The 20,102-nt window shown below is 70.5% G+C and carries 2 protein-coding genes; both read right to left on the minus strand.

Annotation, left to right across the window (positions count from 1 at the left end; genetic code table 11):
* Nucleotides 1-104: 104 nt before the first annotated feature.
* Nucleotides 105-6,212 carry a non-ribosomal peptide synthetase gene (locus E7V67_021920; protein WUR12334.1) on the minus strand — a complete coding sequence of 2,036 codons (6,108 nt, stop codon included), beginning with the start codon at nucleotides 6,210-6,212 and terminating at the stop codon, nucleotides 105-107.
* On the minus strand, nucleotides 6,209-20,101 hold the full coding sequence (locus E7V67_021925) for an amino acid adenylation domain-containing protein (GenBank protein ID WUR12335.1): 13,893 nt from the start codon (nucleotides 20,099-20,101) through the stop codon (nucleotides 6,209-6,211). The genes E7V67_021920 and E7V67_021925 overlap by 4 nt, the downstream gene beginning before the upstream one ends.
* Between the last annotated feature and the right edge of the window lies 1 nt (nucleotide 20,102).

Raw genomic sequence — 20,102 nt, forward strand, 5'->3', positions numbered from 1 at the left:
TGTTCCTGTTTCGTTGTACGACAAAAGCCAACATCAGAGCCCATCGAAAACCAGCTCGAGCATAGCAGGCGAACGCACTGGCGCGGCAGGTTTTCGATGGCTCTTCAAAGCATGCTCGGCACCTGGCCCAGGATGCGGCTGGCCACCGCGTCCACGTGCGGCGACGCCAGCAGCGTCAGGTGATTGCCAGGCGCCTCGGCCTCGACCAGCGCCGGCGCGTGGCTGCGCCAGGCCGCCACCCGCGCGGCATTGTCGCCGCGCCCTTCCTGCTCGCTGGCGTTGACCAGCAACAGGGCACCTTCATACACCCTGGCTGGCCGGTACACCGTCGACAGGTTCGCCTGCAGCACGTTCACCACGCCCTCCAGCATGCCCGGTTGGGCCCGCGGCGACACCAGGCCGGCGCGCACCAGGTGCTCGTGCAGCAGGGCCAGTTGCGCCGCCGGGTTGAGCGGCCGGAAGTCGGCCGCCGTCAGGGCCAGCTTGTCGGCCAGGCGCAGGTTGTACAGAGCCACCAGTTCCAGCAGCGTCTCGATCCGGGTGTAGTGCCGCACCGCCGTGCCTTCCGGCGCCGGGCTGCGGCTGTCGATGACGACCAGCTGCTCCACCGTCTCACCGGCCGCCGTCAGTTGCTGCGCCATCTCGAAAGCGATCCAGCCGCCGAACGAGTGGCCCAGCAGCCGGTATGGCCCGGCCGGCTGCACGTCGCGCACGGCGGCCAGATAGGCCCGCGCGGCCGACTGCACGTCGGCATGCGGCAGCATGGTGCCGTCCAGGCCGCGCGCCTGCAGGCCATGGACCGGCACGTTCTCGCCCAGCGCCTGGGCCAGTTCGTGCAGTGACGAGACGCTGGCGCCCGCGCCCGGCACGCAGAACAGCGGTGCCTCGCCGGCCATGCCGCTCTGGATGACGACGCGCGGCGCGTACGGTGCCGGACCGTTCGGCTGGCTGCGGGCCAGCTCCGCGCTGATGGCCTTGCCCAGCTCGATGACGTTCGGCTCCTCGACGATCGTATAGTGCGTGCCGCTGACCGGGATCAGGTGCAGCAGGTCGGCCGCGTGGTGCGCGCGCCAGCCGATCGTCGGGTCGACGCGGCTTTCGCCGCTGGCCGAGAACAGCGTCACGCCGATCGGCAGGCGCTGCGGCTGATAGCGATACAGCGCCACGGCCAGGGCATGGCGCAGGGCGAGGTGGCGCTGCAGGATGCCGCCATCGACGCCTTTCGGGATGAAATCGTGCGCATGCATGCGCGCCAGCAGCGCATCGAAGTCGCGGCTCTGCGCCAGCAGGCGCACTTCCCCGCTGACCTCGGCCGGCAGCCGCGGTGGCAGGTAACCGAGCAGCGAGTTGATCTCGTCGAACGCCAGGTCCTCCTCGCCATCGGTCCGGGCAAACAGGTGGTCGTAGCTGAAGTCGGTGTCGAGCAGGCCGATGAACCCGACCTGCTGGTCCACGCCGAGCAACTGACGGGCCATCTCGTAGGCGATCGTGCCGCCGGCCGACCAGCCGGCGATGCGGTACGGACCTTCCGGCTGGACCGAGCGCATGGCGCGCACGTAGCGGCTGGCGATCTCCTCGATCGACGTCAACGGCGCTTCGCCGCTCAGGAGGCCGGTGGCGGCGAAACCGTACAGCGGCACGTCGCTGGCGATATGGGGTGCCAGATTGCGCGCGTAGCCGATCTCGCCTTCGCCGGGGTGCACCAGGAACAGCGGCGCCTTGCTGCCGCGCTTGCGCAACGTGACCAGGTTCGGATGCTTCGCATTGCTCGACTGTTCGCGAATCGCGGCGGCGAATTTGGCGACGGTCGGATTGGCGAACAGCTGCCGCAGCGGCACCTCCGTGGCGAACAGCTTGCCCACGGCGGCGATCATCTGCACGGCCAGCAGGGAGTGGCCGCCCAACTCGAAGAAGTTGCCGTTGCGGTCGATCGGCGGAACGTTCAGCATGTCCTGCCACAGGCGTGCCACGGAGGTCTCCTCGACGCCCTGCGGCGCATCGAAGGCCGTCTGTTCCGTACTTTGCTGCTCGGGCGCCGGCAGGGCCAGGCGGTTGACCTTGCCGCTGGCGGTCAGCGGCATCCGCTCCAAGTAGCTGAACGTCGAGGGCACCATGTAATCGGGCAGCGCGGCCAACAGGTGGCGGCGCAGCTGGCGCACGCCCGGGGCATCGCTGCGCGCCAGGTCCTGCAGCCGGCGCAACTGCGGCAGTCCGGCCAGCGCTTCTTCCGGCGCCATCCAGTCGAACAGGCAGGCGAATTCGTCGACGCCCGCCTCGCGCAACTGCCGATAGATCGGCAGGCACGACTCGGGCGAGCCGATGAAGGCCGCGCTGCTCGCATAACGCTGGAACGCGTGCTCGGCCAGGCTGTCGAGGTTTTCCTGTTCGACGTTGTCGACCGCGTGCGTCAGCGTGGCCGACAGCGATTTGAGCAGCCCCACGTGCGCCTTCATGTAACGCTTGAACGGCTCGCGTGCCTGCGCCAGGGCAGCCGCCTGGTCCGCCCCGACGTAGGTGTGGATCATCAACGTGACCTTGCGGCTGTCCGGATCGAAGCCGTGCCGCTGCAGCGATTCGCGGTACAGGGCGATCTTGCCGGCCACTTCCTGGATGGTCTGGCCCAGCAGGTGGGTCAGCAGGTTCAGTCCCAGCCGGCCAGCCTCGATGAAGGTCTCGTTGGCGCCGGCCGACGTCAGCCACATCGGCAGCTCGGCCTGCACCGGGCGTGGATAGACCTGGATTTCGCTCTGCAGGCCGGCGCCGTCGCGGAACGAACGCGCAGTGCCGCGCCACAGGTCGCGCACGGTCTCGATGCCTTCGTACATGATGCGGTGGCGCTGCGCGTGATGCTCGGGCGCCAGCACGAAGTCGCGCATGTGCCAGCCGGAGGCGATCGCGACGCCGACCCGCCCGCCGGTCAGGTTGTCCAGCACCGACCAGTCCTCGACCACCCGGATCGGCTGCTGCAGCGGCAGCACCACGCTGCCGGCGCGCAGGTGCACGCGGCGCGTGCTGGTCGCCAGCGCGGCGCTCAGCAACGCAGGGTTGGGATACAGGCCAGCCACATCGTCGAAGTGGCGTTCGGGTGTCCAGATGGCTTCGAAGCCGTTGTCGTCGGCGAAGCGGGCCGCTTCCAGGTACAGCCGGTATTTGTCGGCCCCCGCTCCGGAGGTCGTGGCACCGAAATAGAACAGGCTGAACCCGGCCTCGTCGGCCGCCGCGGCGCGCTCGCGGCGCGGCAGCACGTACGCGGCCAGGCGCGGGTCGCCGGCCCGCTCCGTGCGCGCGACCACGACGGCATCGCTGACGCCAGGGTGGGTGCGCAGCCGCGCTTCGATTTCGCCCAGTTCGATGCGGAAGCCGCGCATCTTGACCTGGAAGTCGTTGCGGCCCAGGTATTCCAGGCTGCCGTCGGCGCGCAGGCGCCCCAGGTCGCCCGTCTTGTACAGCAGGCCCGCACCGTAGGGGTTCGGCACGAAGCGCTCGGCCGTCAATTCCGGACGATTGAGGTAGCCGCCCGCCACGCCCACGCCGCCGAGGTAGATCTCGCCGGTAGCGCCCAGCGGTACCAGCTGGCGCGCACCATCGAGCACCAGCGCCTGCACGCCCGCGATCGGACGGCCGATCACGGAGGTTGCCGTCGCTTCCGTGCCGTCGCAATCGCAGGCGGTGGCGTCACCGTTCACTTCGGAGCAGCCGTACGTGTTCACCAGCCGGATGGCCGGGAAGGCGGCCTTCAGGCGCTGCGCCAGTTCCGGCGGCAGCCGCTCGCCGCTGGTGATCACGGTGCGCACGCGTGCCAGCGCGGACGGCGCGACCTCCAGCACGTGATGCAGCAGCGCCGGCACCACCATCAGATGGGAGATGCCATAGCGCGCCGTGCCTTCCGCGAAGGTCGCCGGGTCGAGCGTGGCGGCCTTGTCGAAGACGACCAGCGTGCCGCCCGCCAGCAGCGTATCGAGGACTTCGGTGACGGAGTCGACGAAGCTGATACTGGTGCGCATCGCCGTGACCGGCACGTGATCCAGCACTTCGGTGGCGAACCAGTCCAGGCGGTTCACCAGGCCGGCGCCCGAATTGGCAACGCCTTTCGGCAGCCCGGTGGAACCGGAAGTGTAGATGACGTACGCCGCGTCGGCCGGCGTTACGCCCAGCGCGCGCAGGTCGGGCGCACTTTCCGGGGCCGCCGGCAGTCCGCGCGCGATGCCATCGGCATCGAGCACGATGGCGGTCGCCGGGTGCCGCGGCAGCGCCGTCTCCAGCCCTGCCTGCAGGATCACGGCGGCAGGGGCGCTGTCGTTCAGGATGTGGCCGAGGCGGTCGGCCGGGTGCGCGGTGTCGAGCGGCAGATAGGTGGCGCCCGCCTTGACGACCGCGAGCAGCGCCACGACCATCGCCAGTCCGCGCTCGGCGAAGACGCCCACGCGGGTGCCGGGTCCGGCGCCGGCCGCCAGCATCTGCTGCGCCAGGCGGTTGCTCAATGCGGCCAGCTCCGCATAGCTCGTGTGGCGCTCGCCATCGATGACGGCGATCGCGGCGGCATCCTGCGGCCAGCGCGCCGCCAGCAGTTCGGCCGGCAGCAGCCCCGCGCCATAAGCCGGGCCGCCTTGGCTCAGCTCCAGCAGGCGGGTCCGTTCGGCGTCCGGCAACACCGCCATCTCGGTGGCGGCCTTGCCGCCCGCCAGGCCATCGGCCAGGCCGGCCAAGGCGGTCGCCAGGTAGTCCACGATGCGCGCGGGATCGATCCCGGTCACGCACTGCGCCTCCAGTTCAAAGCCATCGCCGGTGTCGTCGATGGAAACGGTGATCGGATAGTTCGTGCGTTCGCCGAAATCGAGCAGGCGCATGCCGTCCCACTGGCCGTCGGCCTGCAGTGCGCCGCCGTGGCTGTGGCGATAATTGAGCAGGCTGGTGAACAGCGGCGCCGGTGCCGCGATACCGCTGCATTGTTGTGCCAGCGTCAACGACGCCTGTTCGTGCTCCAGCAACGCGGTCAGGTCGGCGTAGGTTTCGCGCACCAGTTGTTCGGTACTGCGTCCGGCCAGCGTGAGGCGGATCGGCAGCGCGTTGATGAACAGTCCCAGCACCCGCCCGGCGGCTTCGCTGCCCTGCAGGCGGCCGGACAGCACGGTACCGAATACGACGTCGTCGCGGCCGCTGCACAGGGCAACCACGCGCGCCCATGCCACGTGGAACAGGACGGCGGTAGTGACGCCGAAGCGCGCCGCCTGCGTGCGGATCCGCTGGGCCAGCGCGCCATCGAGCCGCACGTGTCCCTCGCTGACTTCGCCGCCCTCGCCCATCACGTTCAGCACGCCGAACGGCGCGGTGGTTTCCGTCACATCGGCAAGGCGGGACTTGAAGTAGCCCTCGTGCGCGCTGGCCGGTACCGCCAGCGTCTGCGCGATGAAGTTCCGGTACGGCAGTGCCGGCGGCAGCAGCGCCTCGCGCCCGCCCAGGATCAGCGCGACCTCGCCGACGATGAATTCGAGCGTCACGTGATCGCACACCATATGGTGATGCAGCAGCGCCATCAGCCAGCCGCCGCTGGCGCCGTCCGGCACGATGCGTGTCGCCAGCAGCGGTGCGGCCTGCAGGTCCAGGCGCAGCTTGCGCGGATCGGTCGCTTCCTTCAGCACGGCCATGCCGTCGCCGCCTTCAGGCAGCTTCAGTTCGACCACCGGCAGGCGCGCCTGCCGGTGCACCACCTGCACCTGGCGCGACAGGTCCTGCCAGCGCGCGCTGCTGCGCAGGATGTCGTGGCGGTCGATGACCTTCTGCAGCGCCGCCACGAAGGCATCGAGCCTGTCCCGGCTGTCGAAGCCGATCAGCGCCCGTTCCAGGTAGACGTCGCCCTCGGCCTGCAGCAGGTGGTGGAACAGGAAGCCTTCCTGCAGCGGCGACAGCGGGTAGATGTCCTGGATCGCCGCCGCGCCACCTTCGGTAGCGGCAACGATCGTATCGATTTCGCCCTGGCTCAGCTGCACCAGCGGCAGCATCTCGGGCGTGATGCGCGGCGCCGCCGCGGTCCAGGTACAGGCGGCCGGGTCGCCGGCGAGCAGCGCCAGCAGCGCTTCCTTGTGGGCGGCGAGCTGGGTGCGCAGCTCGGCATCGACCGTGCCCTTCTCGGCACGGACCTGGAGCTTGCCCTGCTCGGCCTTCAGGTGGATGGAATGGCTGCGCAGGTGGGCGAGAAGCTGTGGGAATGTCATAGTTCAAACTCTTCAAAGTTGGCTTGATCGGTGGAGGCCGAGGCGGCAAATTCGCCCGGAATCAGGTTCGGTGGTGCGACAAAGGCGGCCGTCGCGCCGGCGCGGTCGGCCAGGGCCGCCGCCATCGCCGCCAGCGTCGGGCTGGAAAATACGGTACGCACGTCCACATGCAGGTCGTGTTGATGCAGTCGGTCGATCAAGGTCACCACCATCAGCGAGTGGCCGCCCAGTTCGAAGAAGTGATCCTGCCGGCTCACCTGCGGCAATGCCAGCAAGTCCTGCCAGATCTGCGCCAGCAGCTGCTCGCGCGCTCCCACCGGCGTTTCGATCACGCGCGCTTCCATGTCGGCGGGCCCCGGTTCCGGCAACGCCGCCGTCTCGACCTTGCCACTGGCATTGACCGGCAGGACCGGCAGCCAGACGAAGGCCGACGGCACCATATAGTCCGGCAGGCTGGCGGCCAGCATGCGACGCAGCTCCGCAGCGGACAGCTGCATGCCCTCCGCCGCCGCCAGGTAAGCCACCAGGCGCGGTGTGCCGGCCACCTCGCGCAGCATGACGCATGCCTCGCGCACGCCGTCCAGCGTGGCCAGGCGCGACTGGATTTCGCCCAGCTCGATGCGGTAGCCGCGCAATTTCACCTGGCTGTCGTTACGGCCCAGGTATTCGAGCGTACCGTCGTCCAGCCGGCGTCCCAGGTCGCCGGAGCGGTACATGCGCGCCGCGCCGCCGGCGAACGGATCGGCGACAAACGCGCGTTCGGTCAGTTCCGGCTGGTTCAGGTAGCCGCGCGCCACGCCAGCGCCGCCGAGGTAGATCTCGCCGGCGATACCGAAGGCTACCGGCTGCAGGTGTGCGTCGAGGACATACGCGACGGTATTGTCGATCGGCCGGCCGATCGGCACCTCGCCGGCTGGCGGCTCGGACAGCGCGTCATACGGCATGTAACTCGCGTTGACCGTGGTCTCGGTGGGGCCATAGGCATTGATCCAGCGTACGTGCCGCGTTGCCGGCAGGGTCAGCCAGGTGCGCAGGCGCGCCACGTCGGCCTTTTCGCCGCCGGCCAGGACGAGCCGCAACGCCGGCCCCGGCAAGCTGCGGCCGGCGGCGATCTCGTGCACCCACTGGTGCCAGAACGCCGCCGGCAGGTCGGCCACGGTAACGGCCTGCTCGCGCAGGAAGGCGGCGAACGCTTCGTCCGGCACGCGCAGCTCGTCCGGCCGCAGCACGAGCGTGGCGCCGGCCGCGAACGCGCCGAAGATCTCGCCGGCCGAGACGTCGAAGCCGTACGAGACAAACTGCAGCACGCGATCCTGGGCCTGCAGCGCGCATTGCCGCACATGCGCGCGCACCGTGTTGACGATGCTGGCATGTTCGACCATCACGCCCTTCGGCATACCCGTCGAACCGGACGTGTACATCACATACGCCAGGTCGTGCGGTTGTACGAGCACGTCCGCCAGCGGCGCGGGTGCGGCGGCGGCTGGCCCGTCCAGTAACAACACACGGCACGGGACACTTGCCAGCAGCGCGCCACCGGCCAGCCCCTGCTGGGTCAGCACGGCGGCCGGCGCACTGTCGCGCAGCATATGAGCGAGCCGTTCCTGCGGCTGTGCCGGATCGAGCGGCACGTAGGCGGCACCGGCCTTCAGCACGCCGAGCAGCGCGACCAGCAGCTCGAGCGAGCGCTGCGCGTGCACCGCCACCCGGTCGCCCGCTGCGACCCCGGCGTGGCGCAGCCGCAATGCCAGCTCGGCGGCACGCGTATTGAGCTCACCATAGGTGATGCTGGCGGCCCCGGCCTGCGCCGCGCAACGCTGCGGATGCGCCAGCGCCTGCTGTTCGAACAGCGCATGCAGCACGGTGTCGCCGACCGGGCCGGCGCGCTCGCCGGCGCTGGCCAGCAGTACGTCACGACGCTCGGCGTCGTCCAGCAACGGCAGGCGATCCAGCGCCAGCTGCGGCGTGGCCACCACCGCATCGAGCAGGTGGCTGAAGTGGCCGGCCCAGCGCTCGATGGTCGCGGCGTCGAACAGGTCGGTGTTGTACTCGAACGCCGCCAGCAGCGTGCCGCCTTCCTCCACCAGGCTGAGCGTCAGGTCGAAGCGCGCCACGGAACTGTCCAGCGTGAGCGCTTCCAGCCGCAGCGTATCGTCCACCTGCGGCAGGGCCAGCGACTCCTGCAGGGAGAGCATGACCTGGAACAGCGGCGCATGGCTGGTATGACGTTGCGGCTTGACCGCCTCCACCACGCGTTCGAAGGCGATGTCCTGGTTGGCGTAGGCGTCCAGCGCCGTCGCGCGAACGTCGCGCAGGAACTGCTGGAACGGCTGGCCGGGAGCCGGCCGGCTGCGCAGCACCAGCGTGTTGGCAAAGAAGCCCACCACCCGGTCCAGGCCGTCGTGCTGGCGGTTGGCGATCGGGGTACCGATGCACAGGTCGGCCTGGCCGCTGTGACGGTACAGCAGCACATTGAAGGCGGCGCACAGCACCATGAACAGCGTGGTCGGTTCCGCCTGCGCGGCTGCCAGCTCACGCAGCCCGGCCAGCGTCGCGGCGCCGATGGCGAAACCGTGCGTCGCGCCGCGATAGCTCTGGATGGCCGGGCGCGGCCGGTCCAGCGGCAGCGCGTGCACGGCCGGCGCGTCGGCCAGTTGAGCGTTCCAGTAGGCCAGCTGGCGCAGCGCGGCCGGCTGCTGCAGCCAGTCGCGCTGCCAGTGCGCGAAATCGCTGTAGTGCAATGGCAGCGGCGGCAGCGCCGCGGCGCCGCCGGTCGTGCCGGCGCGGTACAGCGCCGCGAGTTCGTCGGCGAGCACCGCCAGCGAACGGCCATCGCTGACGATGTGATGGACCACCAGTACCAGCACATGGTCGGCATCGTCCAGCCGCAGCAGCGCCGCACGCAGCAGATTGCCCTGTTCCAGCACGAACGGCTGCAGCGTCACGGTGGCGGCGGCGCGCCGGGCCGCCTCCTCGCGCTGCGCCGGAGCCAGTCCCGTCAGGTCCGTGAGCGCCAGCGGCACCGCTGCCGGTGCCAGGATTTCCTGTACCGGCTGGCCGTCCTGCGTGGCGAAGCGGGTGCGCAGGGACGGATGGCGCGCGGCCAGCGCATCGAGGCTTTGCTGCAGCTGCGCCGGCACCAACGTGCCGCGCAGGCGCAGCGCGAGCGGGATGTTGTAGAACGGGTTGGCGGGCTCGAAGCGGTCGAGGAACCACAGGCGCTGCTGCTGCGAGCTGAGCGGATGCCAGCCCGAGCGTTCGCGCGGCGCCGGCCCGGCGTTGTCGCCGCCGGCCCGTTCCACCAGCCGCGCCAGCGCCGCCGGCGTGGGTTCCTCGAACACGGCGCGCAGCGGCAACTGCACGCCGCAGGCTGCGCGGATGCGCGATACCAGGCGCGTCGCCAACAACGAATGGCCGCCCAGCGCGAAGAAATTCTCGGCCGGACCGACCGCGTCGCGGTTCAGCAGCTCGGCCATGAGCGCGCACAGCGAGGCTTCCAGTGCCGTCGCCGGCGCCGTGTCCGCCACCGCGGGCGTGGCCGCCGGCGCGGGCAGCGCACGACGATCGAGCTTGCCGTTGGGCGTCAGCGGCAGACGCTCGAGGACCACGTAGGCGGCCGGCCGCATATAGTCGGGCAAGGTGCCGCGCAAGGCCGCCGCGGCCGCGTCGGCATCGAAGGTGCCGCGCGGGACGACGTATGCGACCAGTCGACGCGCCTCGCCGCTGCCCAACGCCAGCACCACGGCTTCGCGCACTTGCGGCAGCCGGGCCAGCGCGGCCTCGACGTGGCCCAGCTCGATGCGGAAGCCGCGCAGCTTGACCTGCTGGTCGTTGCGGCCCAGGCCCGCCACCATGCCGTCGGGCAGATAGCGTCCCAGGTCGCCCGTGCGGTACAGGCGGTCGCCGCCACCGAACGGGTTGGCGACGAACTGGCGTGCCGTCATCGCCGCGTCGTCGCGGTAGCCGCGCGCCAGGTGCGGGCTGCGGATGCACACTTCGCCCACCTCGCCGATCCCGGCCAGCGTGCCGGCGCCGTTCAGCACCAGCAGCTGCACGCCGGGGATGCCGTGGCCCAGCGCGATGACGTCGCGCGTCAGGCCAGCCGCCGTACCCGGGGCGATCTCCACCATGCCGAACGCCCGCTGCGCCTCGGTGGCGCCGTAGTAGCTGACCACGGCGCAGCGCGGCGCCACCTGCTGCAGCAGGGCCACGTCGGCCTGCGTCAGGATATCGCCCACCAGGAAGGCATGCCGCAATGTCGGCAGAGCGCGTGCGTCCTGGCACAGCAGCTGCAGCATGGCCGGCGTCAGGTTGACGGCACTGATGTTCTCGGCCGCCATCCAGTCGGCCAGCAGGCCCGGGCCGATGGCGTCCACCGGCGGCACGTGCAGGCTGGCGCCCATCCATAAGGTATTGAAGATATCGCGCTGCAGCGGGTCGTGCGCGAGGCCCGACAACAGTGCGTAGCGATCCTGCGGCCCCATGCCGAAGTGTTGTTGCAGCCATGGGTAGAAGTGCGTCAGCGCGCCGTGGCGGCCTTCGACGGCCTTGGGCAGGCCGGTGGAGCCGGACGTGAACGTCAGCACGGCGACGTCGTCGGCCGTCCAGGCGGCCGGCACGGCACGCACGCCCGCTGCCAGCACCGGCCAGCCATCGTTCCCGCTCAGATCGAGTCGCGGCACCGGCGCGGGCAGGCAGGCAAGCAATGCGGCATCGCCGCCCTCGGCCACCGTCAGCCACGCGGCGGGCCGGGCCACGGCCAGGCAGGCGCGCACGTGCTCGGCCGGGTAAGCGGGATCGACGATGGTATAGGCGGCACCCGCCTTCAGCACGCCCAGCACGGCCGGCACCAGCGCCGCGCGGCGGGCGGCGCAGATCGCCACCACGGCGCCGGCGCCGACGCCGGCCTCCTGCAGCCAGCAGGCCACGGCCTCGCTGCGCTCGTCCAGTTCCGCGTAGGTCCACTGCAGGTGCGCCGCCGTGACGGCCAGCGCCGCCGGCTGCGCCGCCACCAGCGCGGCAAAGCGGCCGGGAATGCTGCCGTGCCAGGTCGCATCCAGGACGACCGCCGGATCGGGCAGGACCGCGCGCGCTGGCGCCGTCAGCAGCGACACGGCCTTGCAGGCGATGGCGGGCGCCTGGCTGACCTGCTCCAGCAAGCTGTGGTACTGCCGCAGCAATTCGCGCATGCGCTGCGCATCGAACAGGCCACGGTTGTACACCAGGTGCAGCAGGATGCCTTCTTCGCTGTCCTGCGCATACAGCGTCAGGTCGAACTTGGCGTCCAGCAGCGTGCTTTGCAGTCCTTCGATCGCCAGCTCCGGCGACGTATAGTTCGTCTCCGGCAGGTTGAGCATGTTGAAGAAGACCTGGAACAGCGGATTGCGGCTCAGGTCACGCTGCAGCGGCAACGCGTCGACGACCTGCTCGAACGGGATGGCGCTGTGTTCGTAAGCCTCCAGCGCGGTGCGGCGCACCTGCTCCAGCAGCGTGCCGAAACCGGCCGCGTCGTCCAGGCGCATGCGCAGGACCAGGTTACCCAGCAGCATGCCGAGCATGCCCTCCAGCTCGCGCCGGTCGCGGGTGGCCTGCGGCACGCCGACCAGCACGTCGTCCTGGCCGCTGAGACGGCCCAGCAGCAGGCCGAACGCCGTGACCAGCGTCATGAACAGGCTGGCATTGTGCGCATGCCCCAGCTGGCGCACGGCGTGCGACAGCGCCGGGTCCAGCCGCAGCTGTTCATCGCCGCCATCGAAGCGCTGCACCGCCGGCCGCACGCGGTCGGTCGGCAGGTCGAGCAGCTCCGGCGCACCGGCCAGTTGCCCGGTCCAATAGGCCAGCTGGCGCTCGCGCACGGCTTCGGTCAGTTGTTCGCGCTGCCAGTACGCATAGTCGGCGTACTGCAGCGGCAGCACCGGCAGCGCCGGCGCGCGGCCGGCGCGCAGGGCGTCGTACGCACGCAGCCATTCGTCGGCCAGGATGTTCAGCGACCAGCCGTCGCTGACGATATGGTGCACGTTCAGCAGCAGCACGTGCTGGTCGGCCGACAGCCGCAGCAGTTCGGCACGCAGCAAGGGCTCGCGCGCCAGGTCGAACGGCAGCGCCGCATGGCGCGCGGCACGCGCCTCCACCTCGTCCGGCGCGACGTCGGTAACGGCCAGCGTCACGGTACGCGACGGCGCGATGCGCAGGTGCGGCACGCCCTCCACGCTGTCGAAGTTGGTGCGCAGGACCTCGTGGCGCTCGATCAGGTATTGCAGCGCGGCCTCCAGCGCGGCGGCATCCAGCCGCCCCGTCAGGCGCAGCGCGGCCGGCATGTTGTAGGTCGGCGTGGGACCTTCGAGCTCCTGCACGAACCACAGTCGCTGCTGCGCGAACGACAGGGGCAGCACCTGGTCGGGCGTACGCGGCAACGCGCGCAGCGGTGCGGTACCGGCGCTGTCCAGGCCATCGACGACGCGGGCGAGATCGGCCAGCACCGGCTGCTCGAACAACGCCCGCAGCGCCAGCTCACGCTGCAGTACCTGGCGTACGCGCGTGGTCAGCCGCACGGCCAGCAACGAGTGGCCGCCGAGTTCGAAGAAGTGGTCGCGGCGGCCAACGTCGCGTACGGCCAGCAGGTCTTCCCAGATCGCCGCCAGCGCCGTTTCGGTGCTTCCTTGCGGCGCTTCGTACGGCTGGCGCAATTGCGCGGCGGCGTCGGGCGCCGGCAGCGCGCGCCGGTCCAGCTTGCCGTTCGGGCTGACGGGGAACGCCGTCATGCAGACAAAGGCGGCCGGCACCATGTAGTCCGGCAGCACGGTGGCCAGCCGGTCGCGCAGCGCCGCCGGTGCCAGCGTGTGGCCTGGCTGGGCCAGCAGATACGCCACCAGGCGCTTCTGTCCCGGCACGTCTTCGCGCGCCACCACGACCGCCTCGCGCACGCCGGCGCACGCGGCCAGTGCCGCCTCGACCTCGCCCGGCTCGATGCGGTAGCCGCGGATCTTGACCTGGCTGTCGTTGCGGCCCAGGTATTCGATATTGCCGTCCTCCAGCCAGCGGGCGATGTCGCCCGTCTTGTACATGCGCGTGCCTGGCCGGAAGACATTGCCGACGAAGCGCTCCGCCGTCAGGTCAGGCCGGTTCAGGTAGCCGTCGGCCAGGCAATCGCCGGCGATATACAGCTCGCCATGCGCGCCCAGGGCCACCGGCTGCAGCGCCGCGTCGAGAATGTAGATCTGGGTGTTGGCGATCGGCGCGCCGATCGGCGGCAACGCGGGCCACGCGCCCGGATCGCCGTCCAGCACATACGTCGTCACGACGTGGCTCTCGGTCGGGCCGTAGTAGTTGTGCAGGCTGCGGCCGGCGCGCATGCGGAAGAACTGCACGATGGCGGGACTGATGCGCAACTGTTCGCCTGCCGTGATCATCGTGTTCAGCGCAGGCAACGGTTCGCCCAGCTCCACCGCCGCCTCGGCGATGTTCTGCAGCGCGACGAACGGCAGGAAAATGCGTTCCACGTCGTACCGGCGCATCAGCCGCACCAGTTCGCGCGGATCGCGCCGGATGGACTCGGCCAGCAGCACCAGGCTGGCGCCATAGCACAATGCGCTGAAGATCTCCTGGAACGTGGCATCGAAGCCCAGGGCGGAGAACTGCAGCGTGCGTTCGCGCTGGGCCAGCTTCGAACGCGACGAAGCCTGCCACCGGATCAGGTTGACCAGCGGGCCCTGGGCCATCGCGACCCCTTTGGGCCGGCCGGTCGAGCCGGACGTGTACAGCACGTACATCAGGTTGGCTGCGGCCTGCGCCAGCGGCGGCGCGGGCGGGTTCGCATCCGGCAGCCCGTCCAGCACCGCCAGGCCTTCGGCCAGCAGCAGGCAAGGCAGCTCGGCCGCCAGCCGGCGCACCGGCTCCAAGGCCGCCAGCAGCGGCGCCTGGGCCAGCAGCGCCCGGGGCGCGCTGTCGTCGAGCATATAGGCGATACGCTCGACCGGATAGGCCGGGTCGAGCGGCATGTAGGCGGCGCCGGCCTTGAGCACGCCGAGGATCGCGACCACCATCTCCAGGCCACGCTCCATGCAGACGGCGACGCGGTCGTTGGCACCGATGCCATGGCCGTGCAGGAATTGCGCCACCTGGTTGGCACGGCGGTTCAGCACCTCGTACGTCATCGTGTCGCTGCCGTACAGCAGGGCCAGCGCGCCGGGATCGGCGGCGGCCTGGTCTTCGACCATCTGGTGCAACTGGCGGGTGTCGTCGAAGTGCTGGGCGCTGTCGTTGAATTGCACCAGCACGCGGTGGCGCTCCGCCGCGCCCAGCAGCGGCAGGCGCGACAGCCGCTCGCCCGGCGCGGCGGCGGCGCCTTGCAACAGCTCGGCCAGGTTGGCCGCGAGCCGGTCGGCGCCGGCGGCGTCATGGACATCGGCCGCCAGTTCGAGGCGGCAGGCGCCGTCGTCGGTCGCGACGATCGCCATGTCGGCCGGCAGCGGGCCGTCATCGGCCAGCGCGAACGCGGCCGCATGGCGTGCCGGCAGCAGGCTGGCGGGCACGCCGGCGTGTGCGGCGCAGGCCTGCAGCGCGCCAGCGGCACGCGTCAGCAGGACCGTTGCAGCCGGGTCGTCGCCGGTCTCGGCCACCAGCGGCAGCAACGGTCCGCCGGCGCGCAGGCGTACGCCGGTCAGCACGGTTTCCTGCCCGCTCAGGCGCGCCAGCAGTGCCAGCCATGCCCCCAGCAGGATGGCGCCGCGGGACAGCCCGGTGCGCGCGGTCAGGGCCGCCAGCGCCGCCGTATCGACGGCCCGCACATGCCGCTCGTCCGTGCGTTCCGCGCCCGCGGCCAGCGCCAGCGTTTGCGGCAGGTTCAGGTGCGCTGGCGCTTCGGCCAGCCGGCCCCGCCAGAACGCCATGTCGTCTTCCAGCTGGCGCAGCGGCCATGCCGCTCCCTGCGCATCGCAAGCGACGGCGACGTCGCCCGCGGGCGCACCTGTCGCCAGCACGCGTTCCATCGTTTCGGACAGCAGGGCCGGCAGGTCGGGATGCTGCGCCCACTCCGGCGCGATCCGCCACTCCAGCCGCTGGCCGTCCTGCTCCACGCTGGCGGCGATATCGAACGGCGCCTGTGCCGGCGCGCGCTCGATTGCCGCGACACGCAGGGCGCAACGGGCCAGCGCCGCCTCCAGCACCGCCGCCGGGGCGACGCCCTGCCAGCGCAACCGGGCCACTGCCGCACCGGCCTGCGCCAGCACGGGCAGCAGGCGATCGGCACGCTGCGGGATCGGCGCGTCGAACGCCTGTGCCATGCAGTCGAGGGCGAACACGAACTCGCGCTGCAGCGTTGCGACCTGCGCCGCCGTCAGCGCCAGGCGGCTTTCGAGCGTCAGCGTCAGGCCGCTCTGCAGGTTGCCGTTGACCAGCACCGCCAGCTTGAAATTGGTTTCCTCATAGCTGTTGCCCGGCTCGATCTGCAGCCACTCGGCCGCCTGCAGCGCCTCGCTGACATGGAAGTTATTGTAGGTAAACAGCGTGTCGATCTGCAGCGCCCGTTGTTCGCGCACGATGTGCGCGAACGGGAAGCGCCGGAACGGCTTGCGCGCCACCTCGTCCGCCTGCAACGCGGCGGCCAGCTGGCGCCAGCTGGCGTCCAGGTCGAAGGCCACCGGCAGCACGTTGACGAACAGGCCGACGATGTTCTGCGCGCCCGGCGTTTCGGGCCGGCCGTTGTCCGTCAGCGCCGTGCTGAGGCGCTCACTCGGCAGGAGCGCGCGCAGCATGTACGCGTGCGCCATCATCAGCAGCGTTTTCAGCATCACGCCATCGGTCGCGACACGTTGCGCCAGGCGTGCGGGCAGGTCCGCCGGCAAGGGCAGCGTGTGCAACACCGCTTCGCCCTGTTGCGGCAGCCGCGCCGACAGCGCGCCGCTGCCGGCGGCGCGGCAATACGTACGCCAGTGCGCGGCCGCGGCGTCGTCCTGCTCGGCCGCGGCCTGCTGGGCGACGTAGTCGGCGAACCGCAACCCGCCCGTGTCGAAGACGTCGGCCAGCGGCAGGCCGAAGCGCAGATGGCCGTAGTGCTCGAAGATCTGCCGCTGCAGCGTTGCCATGCTCCAGCCGTCCAGGATCGCGTGGTGCGCGTCGATCAGCAGCTGGATGCAGCCCTCGGCCTTGCGCAACACGGTGAAGCGGATCAGGCTCGGGCCGGACAGGGCGAAACCGGTGCGCTTGAGCGAAGCGATGGCCGTGGCCACCGCCGCCTCCTGCTCCGCCGCGGACAGGTGGCGCAGGTCCTGCTCCGACCACTCCGGCTCGACGCGCGCATACACCAGTTGCAGCGGCTCGGACACGGTATCGAGTTCGAAGCCGGTACGCAGCACCTGGTTGTGGGCCAGCACCAGCCCCACGGCCTGCTTCAGCAGGGCGGCATCGTAGTCGAAACGCAGCTCGTAGCTGAAGACATCGTGGTACATCGCACTGTCCGGCTCCATCCGGCAGTGGAACAGCATCCCCTGCTGCAGCGACGTGACCGGGTAGGCATCCTCCAGCCCTTCCGGCAGAGCGGCCAGGTCGGCCGGGTCGACCAGCGCGAACGGTGCGAGCGCCTCCGTGGTCGTGACGGCGACATGCGAACGACTGTCGCAGAACGCGGCCAGCTGTTCCAGTACCGGGTATTTGAAGATGTCGGCCACCGCGACCGCGTACCCCAGCTTCTGCAATTCCGCCACCAGCTGGATCGAGAAGATCGAGTCGCCGCCGACGGCGAAGAAGCTGCTGTCCGCCTCCACCGCGACCTCGCCCAGCAACTGGTGCCAGATCGCGGCGATGGCCGCTTCGGTCGCACTCAGCGCGCGCGTGGCGGACTGGCGGGTGCTGCGGTGTTCCTCGTACAGCGCCAGCAACGCCGCCGCCGCGATCTTGCCGTTGGCACTCAGCGGCATCGACGGCACGAAGACGATATCGGCCGGCACCGCGTGGCGCGGCAGGTGGCGCGCCAGTTCGGCACGCAGCTGCACGCTGTCCAGATCGGACGGCAGGCCCGCCACGAAGCCCACCAGCATCTCGACGCGGTCGCGCGCATAGCGCTGCACGCTCAGCGTGCGGCCCGGCAGCAGGCGCGCCATTTGCGCCAGCACTTCGCCCGTCTCCACCCGCTTGCCGCGGATCTTGATCTGGCCGTCGCGGCGGCCCAGGTACAGCACATTGCCGTCGGCCTCATGGCAGGCATAGTCGCCGGTGCGATAGATACGCCCCTGTGCCAGCGCGGCGTGCACGAAGCTGCGCGCATCCGCGTCCGGCAGCTGGTGATAGCCGCGCGCGACGCCGCAGCCGGCAATCACCAGTTCGCCCGGCGTGCCGGGTGGGCACAGCGCCAGCTCGTCGTTCACGATGAAAGCCTGGGTGTTGCGGATCGGCCGGCCGATCGTCACCGTGGCGCGCGCCAGCCAGGTCGCGGCATCGGCCGCGAACGCCAGCGAGATATCGGTGCACTCGGTCGGGCCATAGATATTGGCCAGCAGCGCACGGCAGTTCGGGCTGTCCAGCCACGGGCGTACCAGCCCCAGGTCCAGCGCCTCGCCGCCGACGGCGAACATGGTCAGCCCGGCCAGCGCCGCGTACTGGCGCGGCGCGTCCTGCTGCAGCAGCGCATACAGCGCGCTCGGCGCCGTGTTCACCACGGCCACGCCGCGGCTGGCGATCAGCGCCAGCAGGGCATCCGGATCGAACGGCGCCGCCGGTGCCAGCACCAGCGTCGCGCCCTGCATCAAGGGCGTGAAGATGTTCTTCAGCGAAGCGTCGAAGCCGATCGGAATCATCAACAGCACCGGGCTGTCGGGGCCGATTCGGGCGAACGAGGCATACCAGTCGCACAGATTGGCGAAGCCGGCGCGCGTGACGAGCACGCCCTTCGGCCGCCCCGTCGAGCCGGAGGTGTACAGCTGGTAGACCAGGTCGTCGCCTTGCAGCGTGTCGTATGCGGGCAGCGCCTGCGGTGCCGGCGCCGCGCTCAGCGCGCCGATGTCCAGCCACAGCCCATAGAAATCGACGATGTCGTCGGCCCGCAGGCTTTCGCTCAGCACCACGTTGGCACCGCTGTCGTGCAGCACGAACGCGATGTGCTCCGGTGGATTGTCCGTGTCGAGCGGCACCAGCACCGCGCCCACGCGGGCGATCGCCAGCACGGCGACCACCAGGTCGGCCGAACGGTCGAGATAGACCGCCACCTTGTCGCCGCGGCCGGTGCCCAGCGCCGCCAGTTGCCCGGCCACGGCCTCCATGCGGCGTACCAGTTCGGCGTACGTCAGGTCGCCTTCGGCGCTGCCGATGGCGACACGCTCCGGCGTGGCACCCGCCCAGCTGGCGATGCGGTCGCACAGCGCCAGCCCGGCCGGGCCGGTCGCCTCGCCATGGCTGAACGGTGCGACCATGGCGCGCAGGCGCGCATCGAGCAGGCCGGCAAGCGGCTGCGCCGGGTCGGCCACGACCTCCTCGGCCAGCGCCACATACAGTTCCAGCCAGCCGGCCACGCGCGCCGCGTCGAACAGGTCCGGGTTGAAATACGCTTCCACCGTGTCCGGCAGCACCTGCAGCGTCAGGTCGTACTGGGACTGTACCGCGAACATCTCCTTGTTCCAGCTGCGCAGGCCGTCGAACAGGTCCGGCGTCAGGCTGTTGCGGCGGTACAGGAACTTCACCTGGAACAGCGGCGAATAGGCCGGGTCGCGCTCCACCTGCAAAGCGTCGACCAGCTGGTCGAACGGCAGGTCCTGGAACAGCATCGCATCGTTGACGTCGCGCGCCACCTGGCGCAGGAATTCATCGGCCTGGGCGCCGGCCGGGACCTGCTGGCGCAGTGCCAGCTGATTGACGAAGAAGCCCGCCACCTCGCGGAACCGGCCGTGATCGCGGCCGAACACGTCCGTGCCGACCACGAGGTCGCGCTGCCCCGTCAGGCGGTGCAGCAGCAGTTGGTACAGGCCGAGATACAGCGCGAACTCGGAGATGCCGAGCCGGCCGGCGCACTGGCTGGCGCGTTCGCGCAAGGCCGCCGGCAACGCAAGCCGCTCGAGGCCGGTGCGGTAGGTCTGGCGTGACGGGCGCGCGCGGTCCGCCGGCAATGCCAGCACGGGCTCCGCGTCGGCCAGGTGTTCGGTCCAGTAGGACCGGGCCGCTTCGTAGCCGCGCCCCGCATGCCGGCTGTTCTGCCAGGCGACGTATTCACCGTACGCCGGCACCGGCGCGGCGGGGCCGGTGCCCCGATAGGCGTCCGACAGTTCGCGCATCAGCTGCTGGATCGACCATTCGTCGGTCGCGATATGGTGGAACACGATCAGCAGCGAATACGCCGCCTCGCCCTGGCGGAACAGGTGCATCCGCAGCGGCAGCTCGTTGGCCAGGTCGAATGGCGTGGCGGCAATACGTGCGCGCTGCAGCGCCATCCGTTCATCGGCAGCGGCGGCATCGAGGTGGCGCAGGTCGTCCAGCCCGAGGGTGGGCTGCAGGTCGCTGCGCACGCGCTGGAATGGCACGCCGTCGCGCATGCCATACGTGGTGCGGTAGATGGGATGGCGCTGCACCACGTCGAGCAGCGCGCCGCGCAGGCGCTCGCTGTCGAGGGCGCCCTCGATGCCGAGCTCCATCGGCAGGTTGAAGTGCGTCGCGGCCGGCTCGTACTGGTACAGGAAATACAGGCGGCGCTGCGCGAACGAAAGTGGCTGCTCCCGTTCCGGTGCCGCGACATCGACCGGCGCGGGCTCGGCATAGTATGCGGCCACGTCCTTCTTGTGCTTCTTCAGCGCCGCCAGCGTGGCGTCGGGCAGGTCGCCGTCGGCGCTCGTCACCTGCAGCTTGCCGTCGCGGTTCTGCACCGAGACGCCGGTGGCATGCAGATGGGAGATCAGTTCATGGAGTTTCATA

The organism is [Empedobacter] haloabium, assembly GCA_008011715.2.
Lineage (GTDB): Bacteria > Pseudomonadota > Gammaproteobacteria > Burkholderiales > Burkholderiaceae_D > Rugamonas > Rugamonas haloabia.

Coding starts and splice junctions, on each gene's coding strand:
- E7V67_021925 (WUR12335.1), bottom strand. CDS start 20,101: ATGAAACTCCATGAACTGATCTCCCATCTGCATGCCACCGGCGTCTCG.
- E7V67_021920 (WUR12334.1), bottom strand. CDS start 6,212: ATGACATTCCCACAGCTTCTCGCCCACCTGCGCAGCCATTCCATCCAC.